This is a genomic window from Marivita sp. NO-S04, from assembly GCF_059070475.1.
Map to the genome: position 1 here is coordinate 125346 of NZ_CM180980.1, position 16453 is coordinate 141798.

At 59.7% G+C, this 16453-nt stretch carries 19 protein-coding genes; 5 read left to right on the top strand and 14 right to left on the bottom strand.

Going from position 1 to position 16453, the window contains the following annotated elements; genetic code table 11:
* Positions 1–29: 29 nt before the first annotated feature.
* Positions 30–1004: an iron exporter MbfA gene (mbfA, locus tag ACK3EW_RS00625; protein ID WP_493808058.1), complete on the bottom strand. Its 975-nt coding sequence runs from the start codon at positions 1002–1004 to the stop codon at positions 30–32.
* Positions 1005–1143: 139 nt separating this feature from the next.
* Here mbfA and ACK3EW_RS00630 point away from each other — a divergent pair, with 139 nt between their 5' ends.
* Positions 1144–1785, top strand: coding sequence for a TetR/AcrR family transcriptional regulator (locus tag ACK3EW_RS00630; RefSeq protein WP_493808059.1), 642 nt, complete (start codon positions 1144–1146; stop codon positions 1783–1785).
* Here ACK3EW_RS00630 and ACK3EW_RS00635 read toward each other — a convergent pair.
* The 3 genes from ACK3EW_RS00635 to ACK3EW_RS00645 form a co-directional block, all read right to left on the bottom strand.
* Entirely contained in the window at positions 1749–2564 is an 816-nt protein-coding gene (locus ACK3EW_RS00635; RefSeq protein WP_493808060.1) for a cobalamin B12-binding domain-containing protein, read from the bottom strand. The two genes, ACK3EW_RS00630 and ACK3EW_RS00635, sit on opposite strands and share 37 nt — an antisense overlap.
* Before the next feature lie 115 nt (positions 2565–2679).
* On the bottom strand, positions 2680–3390 hold the full coding sequence (locus ACK3EW_RS00640) for an NYN domain-containing protein (protein WP_085627877.1): 711 nt from the start codon (positions 3388–3390) through the stop codon (positions 2680–2682).
* Positions 3391–3489: 99 nt separating this feature from the next.
* Positions 3490–4602: an S-(hydroxymethyl)glutathione dehydrogenase/class III alcohol dehydrogenase gene (locus ACK3EW_RS00645; protein WP_493808061.1), complete on the bottom strand. Its 1113-nt coding sequence runs from the start codon at positions 4600–4602 to the stop codon at positions 3490–3492.
* 87 nt (positions 4603–4689) lie between these two features.
* Here ACK3EW_RS00645 and ACK3EW_RS00650 point away from each other — a divergent pair, with 87 nt between their 5' ends.
* Together ACK3EW_RS00650 and ACK3EW_RS00655 are read left to right on the top strand one after the other, a co-directional pair.
* Positions 4690–4956 carry an I78 family peptidase inhibitor gene (locus ACK3EW_RS00650; protein WP_493808062.1) on the top strand — a complete coding sequence of 89 codons (267 nt, stop codon included), beginning with the start codon at positions 4690–4692 and terminating at the stop codon, positions 4954–4956.
* Positions 4957–5058: 102 nt separating this feature from the next.
* Positions 5059–6726 carry a Y-family DNA polymerase gene (locus tag ACK3EW_RS00655; protein ID WP_493808063.1) on the top strand — a complete coding sequence of 556 codons (1668 nt, stop codon included), beginning with the start codon at positions 5059–5061 and terminating at the stop codon, positions 6724–6726.
* Between the two features lie 184 nt (positions 6727–6910).
* Here the strand turns inward: ACK3EW_RS00655 and ACK3EW_RS00660 are convergent, their stop codons facing one another.
* On the bottom strand, positions 6911–7093 hold the full coding sequence (locus ACK3EW_RS00660; protein ID WP_439118902.1) for a hypothetical protein: 183 nt from the start codon (positions 7091–7093) through the stop codon (positions 6911–6913).
* 273 nt (positions 7094–7366) lie between these two features.
* Between ACK3EW_RS00660 and ACK3EW_RS00665 the strand changes: the two genes are divergently transcribed.
* Together ACK3EW_RS00665 and zapE are read left to right on the top strand one after the other, a co-directional pair.
* Entirely contained in the window at positions 7367–7708 is a 342-nt protein-coding gene (locus ACK3EW_RS00665; protein ID WP_085627882.1) for a DUF2794 domain-containing protein, read from the top strand.
* Positions 7709–7749: 41 nt separating this feature from the next.
* Entirely contained in the window at positions 7750–8808 is a 1059-nt protein-coding gene (zapE, locus tag ACK3EW_RS00670; protein ID WP_493808064.1) for a cell division protein ZapE, read from the top strand.
* Between the two features lie 351 nt (positions 8809–9159).
* Here the strand turns inward: zapE and ACK3EW_RS00675 are convergent, their stop codons facing one another.
* The 9 genes from ACK3EW_RS00675 to ACK3EW_RS00715 form a co-directional block, all read right to left on the bottom strand.
* A complete protein-coding gene (locus tag ACK3EW_RS00675; RefSeq protein WP_493808065.1) occupies positions 9160–9807 on the bottom strand; it encodes a LysM peptidoglycan-binding domain-containing protein in 648 nt (215 codons plus the stop codon).
* Positions 9804–10388, bottom strand: coding sequence for a rhodanese-like domain-containing protein (locus ACK3EW_RS00680; RefSeq protein WP_493808066.1), 585 nt, complete (start codon positions 10386–10388; stop codon positions 9804–9806). The genes ACK3EW_RS00675 and ACK3EW_RS00680 overlap by 4 nt, the downstream gene beginning before the upstream one ends.
* 107 nt (positions 10389–10495) lie before the next feature.
* Positions 10496–11773 carry a bifunctional folylpolyglutamate synthase/dihydrofolate synthase gene (locus tag ACK3EW_RS00685; RefSeq protein ID WP_493808067.1) on the bottom strand — a complete coding sequence of 426 codons (1278 nt, stop codon included), beginning with the start codon at positions 11771–11773 and terminating at the stop codon, positions 10496–10498.
* Positions 11770–12705, bottom strand: a complete 936-nt coding sequence (gene accD, locus ACK3EW_RS00690) for an acetyl-CoA carboxylase, carboxyltransferase subunit beta (RefSeq protein ID WP_493808068.1) — start codon at positions 12703–12705, stop codon at positions 11770–11772. The genes ACK3EW_RS00685 and accD overlap by 4 nt, the downstream gene beginning before the upstream one ends.
* 66 nt (positions 12706–12771) lie before the next feature.
* Positions 12772–13686: a DMT family transporter gene (locus ACK3EW_RS00695; RefSeq protein WP_085627888.1), complete on the bottom strand. Its 915-nt coding sequence runs from the start codon at positions 13684–13686 to the stop codon at positions 12772–12774.
* A gap of 73 nt (positions 13687–13759) precedes the next feature.
* Positions 13760–14500, bottom strand: a complete 741-nt coding sequence (locus tag ACK3EW_RS00700; RefSeq protein WP_493808069.1) for a sulfite exporter TauE/SafE family protein — start codon at positions 14498–14500, stop codon at positions 13760–13762.
* A 120-nt stretch (positions 14501–14620) separates the two neighbouring features.
* Complete coding sequence (locus ACK3EW_RS00705) at positions 14621–14998, bottom strand: hypothetical protein (RefSeq protein WP_493808070.1); 378 nt, start codon at positions 14996–14998, stop codon at positions 14621–14623.
* A gap of 10 nt (positions 14999–15008) precedes the next feature.
* Entirely contained in the window at positions 15009–15782 is a 774-nt protein-coding gene (locus tag ACK3EW_RS00710; RefSeq protein ID WP_493808071.1) for a DUF6478 family protein, read from the bottom strand.
* A 62-nt stretch (positions 15783–15844) separates the two neighbouring features.
* Positions 15845–16447 carry a dihydroxy-acid dehydratase gene (locus ACK3EW_RS00715; RefSeq protein WP_493808072.1) on the bottom strand — a complete coding sequence of 201 codons (603 nt, stop codon included), beginning with the start codon at positions 16445–16447 and terminating at the stop codon, positions 15845–15847.
* Between the last annotated feature and the right edge of the window lie 6 nt (positions 16448–16453).

A 16453-nucleotide genomic window follows, 5' to 3' on the forward strand; every position in this document is an offset into this window, starting at 1 on the left:
CCCGGGTTTTTTTATTGGCCGGAAAAGTCCTATCCGCTGCCGATCAGAACACCCGCCGCAAAGACCAGTGCGCCACCAAGAACCACTTGCATCGCCGCACGGAAAAACGGGGTATCCATGTACTTGTTCTGAATCCACGCAATCGCCCAAAGCTCAATGAACACCACCACAAAGGCCGTGATGGTCGCGGTCCAGAAATCCGGGATCAGGTAGGGCAGGGCGTGCCCCAGCCCGCCAACCGTTGTCATGATACCCGAAGCAAACCCCCGCTTGATGGGCGATCCACGACCGGACAACTGCCCATCATCGGACGCGGCCTCGGTAAAGCCCATCGAAATCCCTGCCCCCACCGACGCCGCCAGACCCACCAGAAACGTGGTCCATGTGTCCTGTGTCGCAAAGGCGGTGGCAAAGATCGGGGCCAACGTGGACACCGACCCGTCCATCAATCCGGCCAGACCCGGCTGCACCCATGTCAGAATGAACTTTCGATGGGCGTCCTCTTCTTCGCTGCTGCGGGCATCCTTGGTCAGGTGGTGCTGCTCCAGCTTCTCTGCCGTGTTTTGATGACCGGCCTCTGCTGCGGCCAGATCGCCCAACAACTTGCGTGTCGCTGCATCGCTCGTCCGTTTCGCCGCCTCGAGATAGAAGCGCTCCGCATCCCGTTCCATCGCCTCGGCTTCGGCGCGGATGCGATCCAGCCCGAGGTTTTCGATGAGCCAGACGGGACGCCGTGCGTAATACCCAGCGACGTGTTCACGACGGATCAATGGGATAACGTCACCGAATCTATCCCGGTGAAGGTCGACCAGCCTTTGCCGGTGACCGTCCTCTTCTGCCGCCATCCTGTCAAAAACCGTGGCGGTTGCCGGAAAGTCAGCCCGCAGACGTTCGGCGTAAGACCGATAGATACGGGCGTCATCCTCTTCAGAGGAAATGGCCAACGCCACGATTTCTTGTTCGGACAGATCCGAAAATCGACGTCGGTTCAATGAAAATCGCATAAGTGCAAACCTTTTGATCATGCCGGGAGTGTCGCACTTGCATCGGGTTCGGGTTGCTTTCGTCCGTGCGCACCACACATCCCCACTTGCGAGACTAAACCGATCCGTTTAGCTTTTGAACGCGACATAAGGGAAGAGAATGGCAACCGCTCAGGCGCAGATCCGAAAAGGCCGAAAGTTCGACCAAGTGGTCGATGGCGCGCGGGAAATCTTCCTGCGCGATGGCTTTGAAGGGGCAAGCGTCGATGACATTGCCCGCGCGGCGGGTGTCTCAAAGGCCACTCTTTACAGCTATTTTTCCGACAAGCGACTGCTGTTCATGGAGGTCGCAACCCGTCAATGTTCCGAACAGGCGCGCATTTCGATCGAACGCATCGACAGCACCCGCCCGCCGCAAGAAGTGCTGACCCTTATCGCGCAGCAGTTCCTTGGGTTCATCTATTCGGACATGGGGCAGCGCATCTTTCGGATCTGTGTGGCCGAGTCAGATCGTTTTCCGATGATTGGTCAGGAGTTCTATCATTCTGGCCCGATGATCATGCGCGCAGCCGTTGTCGATTATCTCAAACAGGCAGCAGGTCGCGGCGAACTTCAGATTGAGGATTACAACCTCGCGGCGGATCAGTTCGCCGAGCTGTGCAAAGCGGATCTGTGGCCGAAACTCATCTTCGGCATCATCACATCGGTCACAGCACCTGAAAAAGAGCGTGTGATCGACGGCGCTGTGACGACCTTCATGGCGCGCTATGGCGCACTAGGTGCCGCGCGCGTCACGGCCTGATACAGGGATTCAAGCGTTTCCACACAATGCTCCATCGACCCCGCTGCTGCATCGGCACCGGTGCGGATGGCAATGTCCTTCTCGATCTGAACGATATTACCGCTGATGAAAATCAGGGATCGTGGCGCTGCGATCCGAAGCTCGACAATGGTCCGCGTGAGGGCCCGCACGTGATCGGCTCCTGATGCTGACAGGCCGATTATCGGATATCCCCCGTCATGCACGATTTGGCACAGCTCGGTTTCGGTTCGCCCGATCTGCAGGTCGATATGCCAGCCCTTGTCGCGCAGGATATCCGTCGCCATCGTCACACCGATCACATGCTGCTCTCCGGGAACGGTCGCGAATAACGCTTCCCGCTGACCACGAATTGCCACAGGAGGCATGACCTTTCGCAAATCGCGGAGCATGTACAGCATACGGCCCGCCGCTACTGCCATGTCACTGAAATGGATGATATCCCGTTCCCACCATTCGCCCAGACGGAACGCCGCTGCGGCGATGTAGGCGATGCAGAGTTTCTCGTGGGTGGCCCCGCGCTCCTGCGCAATTCTCAGGATTCGGTTCGCATCGTCGGCTCTAGTTTCTACAAGAGCAATGCAAAATGCATCCAGATCAACGTCGCTGAGGTCCGGGTTCGCTTTGCGCGAGATATATGCCAACCGGGTGATCACCTCTTGTGCCATAACAAGAAGAGATGCGTCGGAAAGCCGTCTGTCCTGGCCGTGCATATCGTCATCGATCGCACGTACCAAGATTGGTGTGTCTACTGTTAGCATAGTCGGGTCTCCAACGCGCCTAGCGCAGAAACCCCTCGTCCCCTTGATCAAGATTGCACGCCTGCGATGCAGCCGCAATGACCCATCTCGGCTTTTGGACGACAAACCGCCAAGGTCAGTCCCGGCGGCGCACCATCAACTGATTGTTCGACCCGCGTTTGACTTCGAGCACTTTCATGTCGGCGACCAAATCGCTCAGCTTGCGCTTACCATAGGTGCGGGTGTCGAAATCCGGGTTGGCTGACACGATATGCTGTCCCAATTGGCCCAAACGATACCATTCGTCGTCCTGATCAATGGCATCCATCGCCTTGAGGATGAGATTGCGGGCCTCGTTCAGGTTGCTCTTGGATGCGGGTTTGACGGTGGTGTTGTCCACATCTGGGCCACCTTCGAGGTTCTCAAGAAAGATGAACCGTTTGCAGGCCCGCCGGAACGCTTCGGGCGTTTTCTGCATGCCCATGCCGTACACATCCAACCCCTGTTCCCGCAAACGCTGCGCCAACCGCGTGAAATCGCTGTCGGAACTGACCAGAACGAATCCATCAAACCGTCCGGTATGCATCAGGTCCATCGCGTCGATCACAAGCGCAATGTCGCTGGCGTTCTTGCCCACGGTGTTGGCCGGCTGGTGATGCGGCACAAGCCCGAATTCGGCCTGCACCTTAGACCAACCCGACATCTGCTGGCTGGAAAAGTCGCCGTAGCAGCGCCGCACGCTGGCTTCGCCCAGTGATGCGATCTCGTCGAAAATCGCGGCCGAGTATTTCGGAGAGGTGTTATCGGCGTCGATCAGAACGGCAAGCAGCGGGGGATTGTCGGACATGTGTCAGGAACCTTCTTGGTTGAGGCCTGGTTCCCGGACCGCCTGTGCGCCCCGGATGTCAAAGGCGGATGGAGGGGCAGAGCCCCTCCGAAAACCGCATCAGTAAATCACCACAGACCGGATGCTTTCACCTGCATGCATCAGGTCGAATCCCTTGTTGATGTCATCCAAAGGCATGGTGTGGGTGATCATCGGATCAATCTCGATCTTTCCGTCCATGTACCAATCGACGATCTTCGGAACATCCGTACGTCCGCGCGCACCACCAAAGGCCGTGCCTTTCCATGTCCGCCCGGTGACAAGCTGGAACGGACGCGTGGCAATCTCGGCACCGGCAGGGGCCACACCGATGATGATGCTTTCGCCCCAGCCTTTGTGGGCACATTCCAAAGCGTCGCGCATGACTTTGACGTTGCCGGTGGCATCGAATGTGTAATCCGCACCGCCTTTGGTCAGGTCCACCAGATACGGCACGAGATCGCCTTCGACTTCAGACGGATTGACGAAATGCGTCATGCCAAAGCGCGTTGCCATCTCGACCTTGTCGGGGTTCAGGTCAACGCCGACGATTTGGTCAGCCCCGGCCAGACGCAGGCCTTGGATCACGTTCAGACCAATGCCCCCCAGACCGAACACGACGGCGCGGCTGCCGATCTCGACCTTGGCAGTGTTGATAACCGCGCCGATGCCTGTGGTCACACCACACCCGATATAGCAAACCTTATCGAACGGCGCGTCTTCGCGAATTTTCGCAAGCGCGATTTCCGGCAGAACTGTGTGGTTCGAAAACGTCGAGCAGCCCATGTAATGCAGAATGGGTGTCCCATCGAGCATCGAGAACCGGCTGCTGCCGTCCGGCATCAGTCCCTGACCCTGTGTTGAGCGGATCGCCTGACACAGGTTGGTCTTGGGGTGCAGGCAGTATTCGCACTCGCGACATTCCGGCGTGTAAAGCGGGATCACGTGATCGCCCGGTTTCAGGCTTGTGACGCCCGGTCCCACTTCGACAACGATCCCGGCACCCTCGTGGCCGAGAATCGCTGGGAACATGCCTTCGGGGTCGGCACCTGACCGGGTGAACTCGTCGGTATGGCAAATCCCGGTTGCCTTGATCTCGACCAACACCTCTCCGGCGCGGGGGCCATCAAGGTTCACATCCATGATTTCCAATGGCTTGCCGGCTTGTACGGCAACGGCGGCGCGTGTGCGCATGATGACTCTCCCTCGTCTGTTTTTCGAAACCTTGCGGGAAAGCGCCGGGTTTGCAAGCATTGGCTTGGGTATTGGAAAGGTTTTGACATGCGGATTCATTCTATTCTTGGTCTTTGTCTGGCTCTTGTGGCCTGTCAGGAAGTCACTGTCGCTGAAAAGCCGGTTGAATCCTGCGGGGCGGAAGAGATGTCGCACCTCATGGGGCTGCAACGCGCACAACTGGAAAACATCGCATTCACCCAGCCGCATCGCATCCTTGGGCCGAACGACGCGGCGACGATGGATTTCCGCGGGGAGAGGGTGAATTTCGGGTTGAATGACAGCGATACGGTGGTGCGTATCTATTGCGGCTGATCTCTCGCTGTCAGATGTGACCATCAGGCGCGCTCCGATCTCGACTCGTCGGGCAGAAAGGATGTATGGAACAAAAGAAGAACAAACGCTGCCGCGAGTCCCATGCCCAACCGTCGTATTCTGTCCATATGGTTTCCCCGGCTGGCCGCCGAACGCCATATCAGGCGTGACCCCAATCTGGGGCAGGTGCCCTTTGCCGTCGTCCGCGATGTGGGGCAGGCGCAGGTGCTGGCCTCCCTCTCACCGCTGGCGCAGGCGGCGGGGCTTTACGAAGGCCAGCCCTTGCGCGATGCCCACGCCATGTGTGCCGACTTGCTCACCCGATTGTCGAACGTCCATGCCGAGACGGCGTTTCTGGGGGTGCTGCACCGCTGGGCGGGCAAGTTCTCCCCGTGGGTCGCACGCGAGGCACCGGATGCGCTTGTCGTCGATCTGACGGGATGCGCCCACCTCTTTGGCGGTGAAGAACAGCTTGCGCTGCAAGTTGAACAGGATTGCATTGATCTGGGCCTGTCGGTGCAACTGGGCATCGCCGACACGTTGGGCGGGGCATGGGCGCTGGCCCGGTTCGGCGGTGGACAGGGGGGTGATCACCACCGCAACGGCGACGCGATTGATCAAGAGGCCCGCGCGACCCGATCCCGCGCAGGCAAACGGCGGCATTGGGAACGCGGTGGCGCGGCACCGGCTGTGACAGTGGCAGCGGTGCAGGGGCGCGCCCGTATTGCGGCGCCGGGTGAGACCTACAAGGCGCTTGCCCCCCTGCCGATTGCGGCGCTCCGTCTGGAAGACTCTACCATGGCGCAGCTCTCGCGTCTCGGCCTCCGCCGGGTCAAGGATCTGGTCGAACAACCCCGCGCGGGTCTTGTTCGCCGCTTTGGGCGCGGGCTGGTGGCGCGGCTGGATCAGGCGCTGGGCGCGCTGCCCGAACCGGTCAGTCCGGCCCCACCGCCCGATCGCTTTGCCACACGAATGAGCCTGCCGGACCCCATCGGGCTGGAGGACGACGTGATGGCGGCCATCGACCGGATGTTGCCTCGGCTCTGTACTGCGCTGCGCAAAAAGGGGCGCGGCGCGCGCACGCTCCGGTTCGAGGCCTATCGCGCTGATGGCACCATGCAGTGGATGAACGTCACTGTGGCCAAACCCTCGGACGATCCCGATCACATCCGCCCACTGCTGCGGCTCAAGATCGAAGATCTGGATGCGGGCTACGGCATTGACATGCTCCGGCTTGAAGCCGTGCTGCACGAACCCATCCACCTGCGCACTGCGTCCGGCCATCTTGAGGCGGCAGAGGCGGGGCGCGCGCGCATGGCCGGGCCGAAACCCGGATCGCTGGATCGCCTGATCGGACGGTTGGGCACCCGGCTAGGGGTCGAGGCGATCACCCGCGTGCAGCCTGCCGACAGCCATATCCCGGAAAAGACATGGGTGACCGTGGCCGCCGCGTGGTCCGACCCTGTGACGCACTGGCCACAGCCCACCAAGCCGCGCCCGCTGCGGATGTGGGCACCAGAGCCGGTGATGATCCCGGACGTACCGCGCTTGCCCGAGGTCTTTCGCTGGCGTGGTCGCGATCACAAGGTCCACAGCGCCCGCGGTCCCGAGCGGATCGCCCCGGAATGGTGGCTGGACGATCCCGCATGGCGCAGCGGCCAGCGCGACTATTGGGACGTGATCACCGCCGAGGGGCAGCGCCTGTGGTTGTTCTATGCACATGGTGCGTCGAAATCTTCGGGCTGGTTTTGTCAGGGGGCGTTTGCGTGATCAAGCCGGTGGCGAAATGCGTCGACGCATTTCAGTCTTTTCTTTGAAGAAAAGCCCTCGCGCACTTCCAAAAGACTATTTATTAACAAAAGGTTAAAAGGTCCGATCCGGTCCTTTTGTTTCGCGCGCGAAACATTGGGTCCGGTCCGGACCTTTCCCGCATCTCCAGTCGCTCAAGTGTGCGTCAGCTCTCGTTGGCGCCGCGCATCCGGCGGATGCTGCCCCGGATCGCGCGCCAGTATTCCGCCTCTTCTTCGTTGCCGGCTGACGTGAATTCTTGCTCCCGCTGGGCAGCTTCATATTCCGCCCGACCACCGCGCACGCGGTACAGCGCATGTGCGATCTCGCTTGCTTTCATGGCATCCATGGGGTCCTCCTTTGCTGCCTCAGCGATACGCTGCGCAAAAGGCGTCTCCCGTCCTGTCGTCAGAGCCTTTTGGGCCTCTGCCCTGCGCTCCGGTCATCGCCGAGGGAAGTCCAGCATACACCTTTTGAGGTGTTGGATCAAATCCGCACCCGCGACGGTCTCCCTGCGAAACAGGTTTTGCGCCATCTGCCCCGACAGACGAATTTGCAACGCGCAGCAGTGACATCTGTCAAAATGCTTGATTTACCCCACGCCCTGCACACATCATCAGATATGAACAGTATCACACCGTTCCCGCAGTCCCATTCCACGCCCGAGCAGGTGGCTTTTCACCGGACCGAGCTGGGCGTCATCCTATCCCTCTATGGACGCATGGTCGCCGCCGGTGAATGGCGCGACTACGGCATCTCGACCCTGCGTGATGTGGCGGTGTTTTCCGTTTTCCGGCGCACCGCCGAAAACCCGCTTTACCGCATCGAAAAGCGCCCCAAGCTGCGGAATCGACAGGGGCAATACGCTGTGATCGGCATCGACGGTCAGGTGCTCAAGCGAGGGCATGACCTGCGCACGGTGATCCGGGTGCTCGAACGCAAATTGATCCGCGCGGTCGAATAACACCTCTCCACAATCGCCGCCAGACACGGTAATCCGCTGGCATGACGACCTTGCCCGAACTCTACGCCGCGCGTGTGGCTGATGGTAGCTTGACCCGCGATCCCGCGCAGCAAGCGGTGTTGCCGGAATTCGAGCGCATCCGTGCCGCCCTGGCCGAGCCTGTAAAGAAGGGGTTGTTTCGCAAGGCACCCGAACCCCCCAAGGGTCTGTACATTTGGGGTGGGGTCGGCCGAGGCAAGTCGATGTTGATGGACCTGTTTGTCGAAAGCTTGAATGCCCCAGCACGCCGCGTGCACTTTCATGCCTTTATGCAAGAGATCCACACGGCCATTCACAAGGCCCGTCAAGACGGGGTCGAAGACGCGATCAAGCCGGTGGCGAAATCGGTATCGGACTCTGTTCGTTTGCTGGCCTTTGACGAGATGCAGATCACCGACATCACCGATGCGATGATCGTTGGACGGCTGTTCGAAAAACTGTTCGCTGCGGGCGTTGTGGTGGTCACCACATCGAACCGGGTGCCAGATGACCTTTATAAGGATGGCCTGAACCGCCAGATCTTTCTGCCCTTCATCGACATGCTCAAGACTCGGATGGTGGTGCATGAACTGGTATCGGCCACAGATTACCGGCAGGATCGGCTCGCCGGGGCGCAGGTGTATTTCACCCCGAACGATGCGGCGGCCAAGAACGAAATCAACCGCATCTGGCAAGAACTCACTGGCGGTGAGCAACACAGTTTGACGCTGCATGTTAAGGGCCGTGAGATCGAACTGCCGCGCTTTCACAACGGGGTGGCTCGTGCCAAGTTCTACGACCTTTGTGGGCGGATGCTGGGGCCGGCGGACTACCTTGCACTGGCCGACGCAGTGCGGGTGCTGATCGTCGAGGACATCCCGCGCCTGAGCCGCAGTAACTTCAACGAAGCCAAACGGTTCGTCACGTTGATCGATGCGCTTTACGAAGCGAAGGTGCGGTTGATCGTGTCCGCTGCCGCCGAACCGGAGATGCTATATATCGAAGGTACTGGCACATTCGAATTCGAACGCACGGCCAGCCGTTTGCGGGAGATGCAGGCAGAAGGCTGGGGCGACGCGTAAGCCAAAAAAAGAGGTCCCGAAGGACCTCTAAGGCTGCTCGATATTTCTCGCCTGTGTTCAGGTCCTTGCTATACCTTACGTCGATGGTGGCGCGAGGGAGCGCCCGAGGGGTCTTTGAGGTCTTGGTGGTCGTTGCGTGAGGTGCTGCCAATTGAACGCCAACCTGAAAGGGCCGGTTCGATACACACTTGAATACTCGGTCACACCGTAAAATCCCCCGTTCCGTTGTCACTTTAGAAGCAAGTCACGAAGTCTGACACTGTTGTGCCATAGTGATTCGCACCGGTCAACATTTAGGTGAGGAGCGGTTCACTTTTTCCAACTGTAGCGGGAGTAGCTATATGTTGGGGGCTACGGCGTGGGCAGTTTTAGGACCATTCCGGGCTTCAGGCTGTCCGGGCTTGTCAGGATGTTCGTATTCTGACGGAAGATCTCGGAGGACATGGCGGTATCGTCGTAGACTTCCTTGGCAATGCTCAGAAGCGTGTCTCCGGGGCGCACGAAATACGATCCTGCCGTTGGCTGACGTGGCGTCCGGGTGCTGACGGGTTCGACCTCGGTCACCGTTGGCGCGGTGCTCTGTGCGCTGGTGCTGTTGGCGATGCTACGCTGCACAACACTGTGCAACAGGCTACCCGGTTGACCGGGCGCGGGGGCTTCTCCGGTCGTGACGGATTTCAGGTTCGAGATTGCGCTGAACGTCATGTCACGCATGTTTGTGGGTTGGGCAGCAGCTTGTTCTGGGACAGCGACCCGGGGCGTCGGCGCAGGTGCCTGAACCGGGCTGGGTGCGACCACAACGGTTTGTTCGGCTGCAGGTGGCGGCGTCAACGGGTCGGCCACGCGGGTGACTGTGTTGGGCGCCTCTGGTTCAAAGGTTGATTGTGCGTTGCGGGGTGACCCGGGCTGGAACACGATCAACACGATCGTCAGAGCGATGAAGGCGGTACCCATCAAGGCCATGCGTATATAGCCGGCGCTGTTGGAGCTTTGTGTCATTGTCCCACCGATATGTTGAGGCCAAGCGCGCTCCAGGTCGATGCGCCGCCGCGGTAATACTTGATCTTGCTGGGCGGGTAACCGGCGCCAAGCAAGTGCTGGATCGCATCGCGTGCTGCGCCATCGTCGGGGCCATTGCCGAAGATCACCAAACTGAACGCACCCGAAAAGTTGGGCGCTGTTTCAGGATTGCTGACGCCAAGAGCCGACAGAAGATCCGCGCGGTAGGGATTGTCGGGCTTGAAGGTTGCCACGGGCACATTCACGGAACCGGGAACCGACCCTGACGAAAAGGTTGCGGGCATGCGCACGTCAATCAAAAGACCGGCACCGGGACTGACGACGTTTTGCAGGAAACCGATCACTTCGAGTTCGCCAAGCGTGTCTACGCCAGCGGCCACTGTTAGCGGCTGTATGCAGGATGAAGGGCAGGACGGACCGCTGCGGGTGATCGTCATTTCTGCGCCGTTCATGGTAAATGCAAATGCACTCGCGCCTTCCGTGATCGCGGAAGACTGCGCACCCAACGGGCTACCTGCGGCAATGCCTGCCGCAATGACGGCACGCCGTACTGATACCATGTCGCCACCTATCCGTCTCGCTTGCGCGGACACTGCTCTTTTTTAAGCAATATATAGGCAGTTCAATGCATTTGGGTCAATATAAAGTGACTTTCGTGCAATTTGGGTCACCCGATCCGTCGCAGAATATGACCTGCAAGATACAGCGATCCACAGATCAGAACACGCGCTTGCGGTTCGGCTGACGCGATCTGACGCAGTGCAGTTTCCACGCTGTCGGCCTGATTGGCGTTCAAGCCGACATCCTTTGCCGCTTTTTCGGTATCTGCAGCGCTGAGCGTGTTGGTCTCACCGGGGATGGAAATCGCGGTCAGGTGATCGGCAACGCCAGCCAAGGGGCGCAGATAGCCGCGCACATCCTTGGTGTTGAGCATACCGCAGATCAGGTAGGTTGGTCGCTTGGGCAGCCCCCGCAGGTGCGCGGACAGTGCTTCTCCTGCTGCTGGGTTGTGCCCGCCGTCGAGCCAGAGGTCGGTCTGCGGCGCAAGGTCGTTGAGCGATGTGCCCTTGAGGTGCTGCATGCGGGCGGGCCAGTAGGCGTTTTGCACCGCACCGTCGAAGGATGTCTCGGGCATGTTCAGGTGCCGGAGCGCCGCCAATGCTGCGCCGGCGTTCTGGACTTGGTGCTGGCCGGGCAGGTTGGGCAGGTCGAGATCAAGCAGGCCTGTTTCGTCCTGATAGACCAGCCGCCCGCGTTCTTCGGATACGTGCCAGTGTTGCCCATAAGCAAGCAACGGCGCACCCAGACGCGCCGCTTGTGCTTCGATCACGTCCATCGCCTCGTCGGCTTGCGGACCGACAACGCAGGGGACGCCGCGTTTGATGATCCCGGCCTTTTCGCCTGCGATCTTGGCGAGCGTGTCACCAAGGAAGCCTTCGTGATCCATCGACACAGGTGTGATGATGGTCAGCGCGGGTGTGTCGATCACGTTGGTCGCGTCAAGCCGTCCGCCTAGGCCGACCTCAAGAAGCGTATAATCGGCAGGCGTGCGGGCAAAGGCCAACAGGGCGGCGCAGGTGGTGATTTCGAAATAGGTGATGTTGGCGCCGCCATTGGCGCGGTAGCATTCGTCGAGCACCTCGGTCAGGTGGGCTTCGGTGATCAGGTCACCTGAAAGGCGGATGCGTTCGTGGAATCGTGCCAGATGCGGAGACGTATACGCGTGTACGCTTTTGCCAGCAGCCTCGAGCCCGGCGCGGATCATGGCCTGTGTCGACCCTTTACCATTGGTTCCGGCGATATGGATCACGGGCGGTAAGGCGCGTTCGGGATTGTCGAGCGCGTTCAGCAGCGCCCAGACGCGGTCCAAGGTGAGGTCGATCACCTTCGGATGAAGCGCCATCATCCGGTCAAGGATGACGTCCGACCCGATTTGTGTGCTCATGATGTTTGTTCAGACGGCGGTGTGGGGGGCACCGGTGTGGGCTCGGCAGGGGAGGGTGCGGGCAAGTCGCCTGCGACAGGCGGTGGCATGTGCATGAGCATCCGGATGATCTGCACAAGTTCTTCGCGCAGTTTGCGACGGTCGGTTACGCGGTCGAGCATCCCGTGCTCCAGCAGGTATTCCGCGCGTTGGAAGCCTTCGGGCAGTTTCTCGCGGATGGTCTGTTCAATCACGCGGGGCCCGGCGAAACAGATCAGCGCGCCAGGTTCGGCGATTTGGATGTCGCCCAGCATGGCGTAGGAGGCTGTCACACCGCCGGTCGTCGGATGGGTGAGGACGACGATATAGGGCAGGTTCGCTTCTTTCAGCATCTGCACGGCGACGGTGGTGCGGGGCATTTGCATCAGGCTCAGGATGCCTTCCTGCATGCGCGCGCCACCCGCAGCCGAAAACAGCACCAGTGGGCGGCGCAGTTCAACGGCTTTCTCAGCCGCGGCGATGATGGCGTTGCCAACATACATGCCCATAGAGCCCGCCATGAAGCTGAAATCCTGCGCGGCGGCGACAATGGGGGTGCGACCGACCTCACCAGTGGCAACCAGCATCGCTTCTTTTTCGCCTGTGGCCTTTTGCGCAGCGCGCATCCGTTCGGGGTATTTCTTTTGGTCGCGGAATTGCAGCGGGTCGTGCAGGGGTTCCGGCACGTCTACCTCGGTGAAGATGCCGCCGTCGAACAAACCCTGAAAGCGGTCGCGCGGGGTTATGTTCATGTGGTGGCCGCAGTTGGAACACACATTGAGATTGTCCGACATTTCGCGGTGGAACAGCATGGTGCCGCAGTCGTCGCATTTGACCCAAAGGTTCTCGGGGATCTCGCGGCGCGAAAAGATCGAGTTGATCCGGGGTCGGACGTAGTTGGTGATCCAGTTCATGCAGTGCGGCTCCCGTCACCCTGTCTTAGCTGGATGTGATCTAAGACCCATTCGGGGGAAATGCAATCAACCGTGCGGAGTGAGGTTTGATCGGGCCGGGCCCCGTTTGACGCCGAGTTGGCGTTCGCGCCAAATGATCAGGACGCCTGCGCCGACGATCACGACCGAGCCGATCAGAGTGTGAATGGTCGGGATTTCGTCGAAGATCGTGTAGCCGATGATGAGCGCGAAAAGGATCGATGCATAATCAAACGGGGCGATCACCGCAGCCTCGGCATTGCGGTAGGCCTCGGTCAGCAGGATCTGTGCAACCCCGCCAATGAACCCCGCGCCGATCAGCTGGCTGGCGGTGAGCGCGTCAGGCATGACCCAGCCGAAGGGCGAGGTGAATAGCGACAGGCAGGTTGCGGTGACGGCAAAGTAGAACACGACAGAAGATGTCGTTTCATGCTGTACCAGCTTGCGGATATGCACATGCGCCAAGGCCTTGAACGCAGCAGACGCCAGAACCAATGCCACACCCCACTTGGCGGAGGTTCCCATCGACTCGTTGCCCAGTTGCGGCAACATCACGATTACCACGCCCACAAGACCGATGATGACGGCGGACATTCGCACCAACCGTATCTTTTCGCCCAGAAGCAGGGCGGCGAAAACCACAGTCAAAATCGGCGCGGCATAACCGAGCACTGTGACCTCGGGCAGTGGCAGGAGTCCGAGCGCCGCAAATCCACAAGCCATTGCGCTGACGCCGATCAGGCCGCGCCAGAAGTGCCCCGCGGGATTGCGGGTGCGCAAGCCGGTGCTGAGGTCGCGCCGCAGCACCAGCCACCCAAGAATGATCGGGATTGCAAAGAAGGATCGGAAGAACACGGCTTCGCCCGGCGGCACTACGTCGGAGCTTGCCTTGATCAGGGACGCCATGATGACGAAGAGCAAGACAGCGCTGAGTTTCAGCACCATGCCGCGCAGCGGTGACATAGGTTCTCCGGGTTAGGTTTGTAAATTTAACCTGCCTGTGCGGTGAAGGAAGGTCAATCCGCTGGAATGCCGTTCAACCGACCAAGACTTCGTACAGCAGTTTGATCGAGACCAGCGCCAGAGCGACTTCGATCAGGATAAAAAAGATGCGTTCGGGCAGGGCGCGGGAAATGCGCGATCCGGTCCACGCTCCGGCAAGGGCGAAGGGTGCGAGCCATACGGCTTGTGCGGCGCTGTCCCATGTGATCTGGCCTGCCAGAATGAAGGGCGGGACTTTCATCAGGTTTACGATCGTGAAGAAGATTGCGGTGGTTCCAAGATAGACCATCTTGTCGAGCTTTTGCGGCAGCACATAGGCCTGATAGGGCGGTCCCCCTGCGTGCGAGATGTAGCTGGTCAGGCCTGTGATCGTCCCCCAGAACAGCCCGCGGGGAACATCCGCAGGGCGGGGCGGCACCTGAGTTTTGGACAGGCGGTTGTACAGCGCATTTGCGAGATAATAAAAGCCGATCCCGGACACCAACAGCTTGCCCGCGTCGCCGGGCACGTAAGACACTGCTGCAAATCCGATCAGGATTCCGACGATAGAACCCGGTAGAAGGATCTTGAGGTTACGCAGCGAAAACGCTTTGCGGAACAGGTATATCGCGTACATGTCCGCGACGATGTAGATCGGCAGCAACAGGCCAGCCGCAAGTGCGGGGTCCATGAACAGGGACATCAGTGGCACGGCCAAGATCGCAATCATCGGCACGCCACCTTTCGACAGCCCCATCAAGAAGGCGGCAAGCCCTGCGATGATCCAGAAGTCCAAATCCTGCCTCGTGTGTTTCGAGGTTCACAGATTGCATGCCGGGTCGAACATGCCAAGCACGGTCACGATCATTTGCCGTGTGGGGCTGTGTCAGGAATGGTTTGCTAATCTGACAGGCGATTACGCCGTTTCGCGGCAATGCCTGCGGAATGACCGTTTGAGCATGTCGAGTTCTGCCCGCAGCAACGACATTTCTGCGCGAATGTCTTCTCCGGCAGCGTCACCTGCGATGATTGAGAAATTGCCAAGTGCCTGACCGAGCGATGATTCCGAGATCATAAAGGTGTGAACCCCGTCGGCCAGAAGAGTTGTTGGCACCGGCACCTTGAGTAGCCAAGACCCCGGATCGGGGAGCGGATCGAGCGACACGTTCGGGATCGGCTTGTCATGCACGCGGACGTCGATCTTAGGGGTTGGGCTGTCGTCGGAATCTCCGGCGATCACACCTTCCCAGACGCCTTCGAAAAAACGGGCTTTCGACATGGAATACGCGGTCATAATCGGGTCCTCACATCTCGGCTCGGGGGCGACGGCTGAAGAACAGGTCGCGCAGGATGACCTGGCTCATTTCGGGGTTTTCGAAAATCAGGTCGATCCAGATCTTTTCGATCCGTTTCTCGTTCAGCTTTGTGTACGCAAGATCAAATTCCACCGAGAGTTGACGGTCGTTTACGGGCAATTCGCGGACGATTTGTTCAGTATTCGGCCCGTGCTGGATGTTCAGCCGGGCGAAGATTTCAAGCGGGCGTTCCAGTTCGACGATCAAGTCGCAGCGGACCAGGTGTTTGCGTTTTAGGTCGACCGTTGCCTGCGTGGGAAGGTCGATCACCAGCGACAGGTACGAGCCGTCGAACCGGAACACATCGAGGCGTAGACCATAGGCCGCCAGATCCTCGGCGTGAGTGTTGCGGAGTTGGCGAAGCGTCAGTTCGGATTGGGCACAGTCGTGAAACAGTGTCACTTCCTGTCCCAGCATCGACTTGTTGGCAACCGACGAGATGCCCTGCACGGGCAACGGCCCGCACCACACTTCGGGGCGCCACGACCAATCGGCATCATATGGAATCGGCACCGCTTGATTGCCGATCACCGGCAAAGCAAGGCGGTCGTCGGCCACGTGCAGCAATTCGTCGAGAAAGTATTTCAGGCGCCGCGCCGAAGCCCGGTTCCGTCGCAAATCGCGGAGGTCCATGTCTCGAGCGGTTTCAGCCCATCGGCGGAACCGCCTGAGGGCCGACTGCTGAATGACACGATCAAGCAGACCGGGTTTCATTTCCGTCATGAGCTGCTCGCCCTAAATGATGCCTTTTGTCCGTCACTGTTTCGTTCCGGTTGCGGGCCATATTACAGATCGTTGCTTGCAAATAAACGGCCAAGTCGCATCGCCAGTGGATCAACCGACGATTGCGACTGTTCTGCACGCGCTGAAGCGTCCAATTTGGCATTAGCACGAATGGCTGAAGAAACCGTATTCACAAACGCAGCCCCTTGCGCCCCGAGCAGCGGGCTGTCTGTCGGGGCATAGAGCGTGACACCAATCATATGTGGGCCAAGTACAAACGCGCCGCGCCAGTGTTTGGGATCGCTGCCTGAAAACGCGACCTCTCCTCCGGTCGCCATTTGGCCAAGATCCAGCGCGCTGAGTTCGCGGTTTTGCAAGAGCGTCGTGCCCAATGCCTGGGCGAGTTCGGCCGGGTTCGGGGCGGGTCCGGATGCGGGGCTGACGGTCACCGTAATCAGCATTGGTTCGACAATGGGGCCGGATTGACCGCCGGACATGATGTGGCAACTGGCGAGGGCTGCAAATCCGGAGTTTGCCGTACTGCGCATGGTGGCTGGGTCGATGCAATAGCCGTCCGGTCCGGTCACCGTGATGGCATTCCCGGCAAGTCGGGTCGAGGCAAGTATCAGCGCCTCAGATGTCTCTTGGTTCTGGAGTAATGACATGCGCCC

Excerpts from the sequence above, each read along its gene's own strand:
- mbfA (WP_493808058.1), bottom strand. The coding sequence starts at position 1,004 with ATGCGATTTTCATTGAACCGACGTCGATTTTCGGATCTGTCCGAACAA.
- ACK3EW_RS00660 (WP_439118902.1), bottom strand. The coding sequence starts at position 7,093 with ATGGATGCCATGAAAGCAAGCGAGATCGCACATGCGCTGTACCGCGTG.
- ACK3EW_RS00630 (WP_493808059.1), top strand. The coding sequence starts at position 1,144 with ATGGCAACCGCTCAGGCGCAGATCCGAAAAGGCCGAAAGTTCGACCAA.
- ACK3EW_RS00635 (WP_493808060.1), bottom strand. The coding sequence starts at position 2,564 with ATGCTAACAGTAGACACACCAATCTTGGTACGTGCGATCGATGACGAT.
- accD (WP_493808068.1), bottom strand. The coding sequence starts at position 12,705 with ATGAACTGGATCACCAACTACGTCCGACCCCGGATCAACTCGATCTTT.
- ACK3EW_RS00665 (WP_085627882.1), top strand. The coding sequence starts at position 7,367 with ATGAACAGTATCACACCGTTCCCGCAGTCCCATTCCACGCCCGAGCAG.
- ACK3EW_RS00640 (WP_085627877.1), bottom strand. The coding sequence starts at position 3,390 with ATGTCCGACAATCCCCCGCTGCTTGCCGTTCTGATCGACGCCGATAAC.
- zapE (WP_493808064.1), top strand. The coding sequence starts at position 7,750 with ATGACGACCTTGCCCGAACTCTACGCCGCGCGTGTGGCTGATGGTAGC.
- ACK3EW_RS00655 (WP_493808063.1), top strand. The coding sequence starts at position 5,059 with ATGCCCAACCGTCGTATTCTGTCCATATGGTTTCCCCGGCTGGCCGCC.
- ACK3EW_RS00645 (WP_493808061.1), bottom strand. The coding sequence starts at position 4,602 with ATGCGCACACGCGCCGCCGTTGCCGTACAAGCCGGCAAGCCATTGGAA.
- ACK3EW_RS00675 (WP_493808065.1), bottom strand. The coding sequence starts at position 9,807 with ATGACACAAAGCTCCAACAGCGCCGGCTATATACGCATGGCCTTGATG.
- ACK3EW_RS00695 (WP_085627888.1), bottom strand. The coding sequence starts at position 13,686 with ATGTCACCGCTGCGCGGCATGGTGCTGAAACTCAGCGCTGTCTTGCTC.
- ACK3EW_RS00650 (WP_493808062.1), top strand. The coding sequence starts at position 4,690 with ATGCGGATTCATTCTATTCTTGGTCTTTGTCTGGCTCTTGTGGCCTGT.
- ACK3EW_RS00705 (WP_493808070.1), bottom strand. The coding sequence starts at position 14,998 with ATGACCGCGTATTCCATGTCGAAAGCCCGTTTTTTCGAAGGCGTCTGG.
- ACK3EW_RS00680 (WP_493808066.1), bottom strand. The coding sequence starts at position 10,388 with ATGGTATCAGTACGGCGTGCCGTCATTGCGGCAGGCATTGCCGCAGGT.
- ACK3EW_RS00715 (WP_493808072.1), bottom strand. The coding sequence starts at position 16,447 with ATGTCATTACTCCAGAACCAAGAGACATCTGAGGCGCTGATACTTGCC.
- ACK3EW_RS00685 (WP_493808067.1), bottom strand. The coding sequence starts at position 11,773 with ATGAGCACACAAATCGGGTCGGACGTCATCCTTGACCGGATGATGGCG.
- ACK3EW_RS00710 (WP_493808071.1), bottom strand. The coding sequence starts at position 15,782 with ATGACGGAAATGAAACCCGGTCTGCTTGATCGTGTCATTCAGCAGTCG.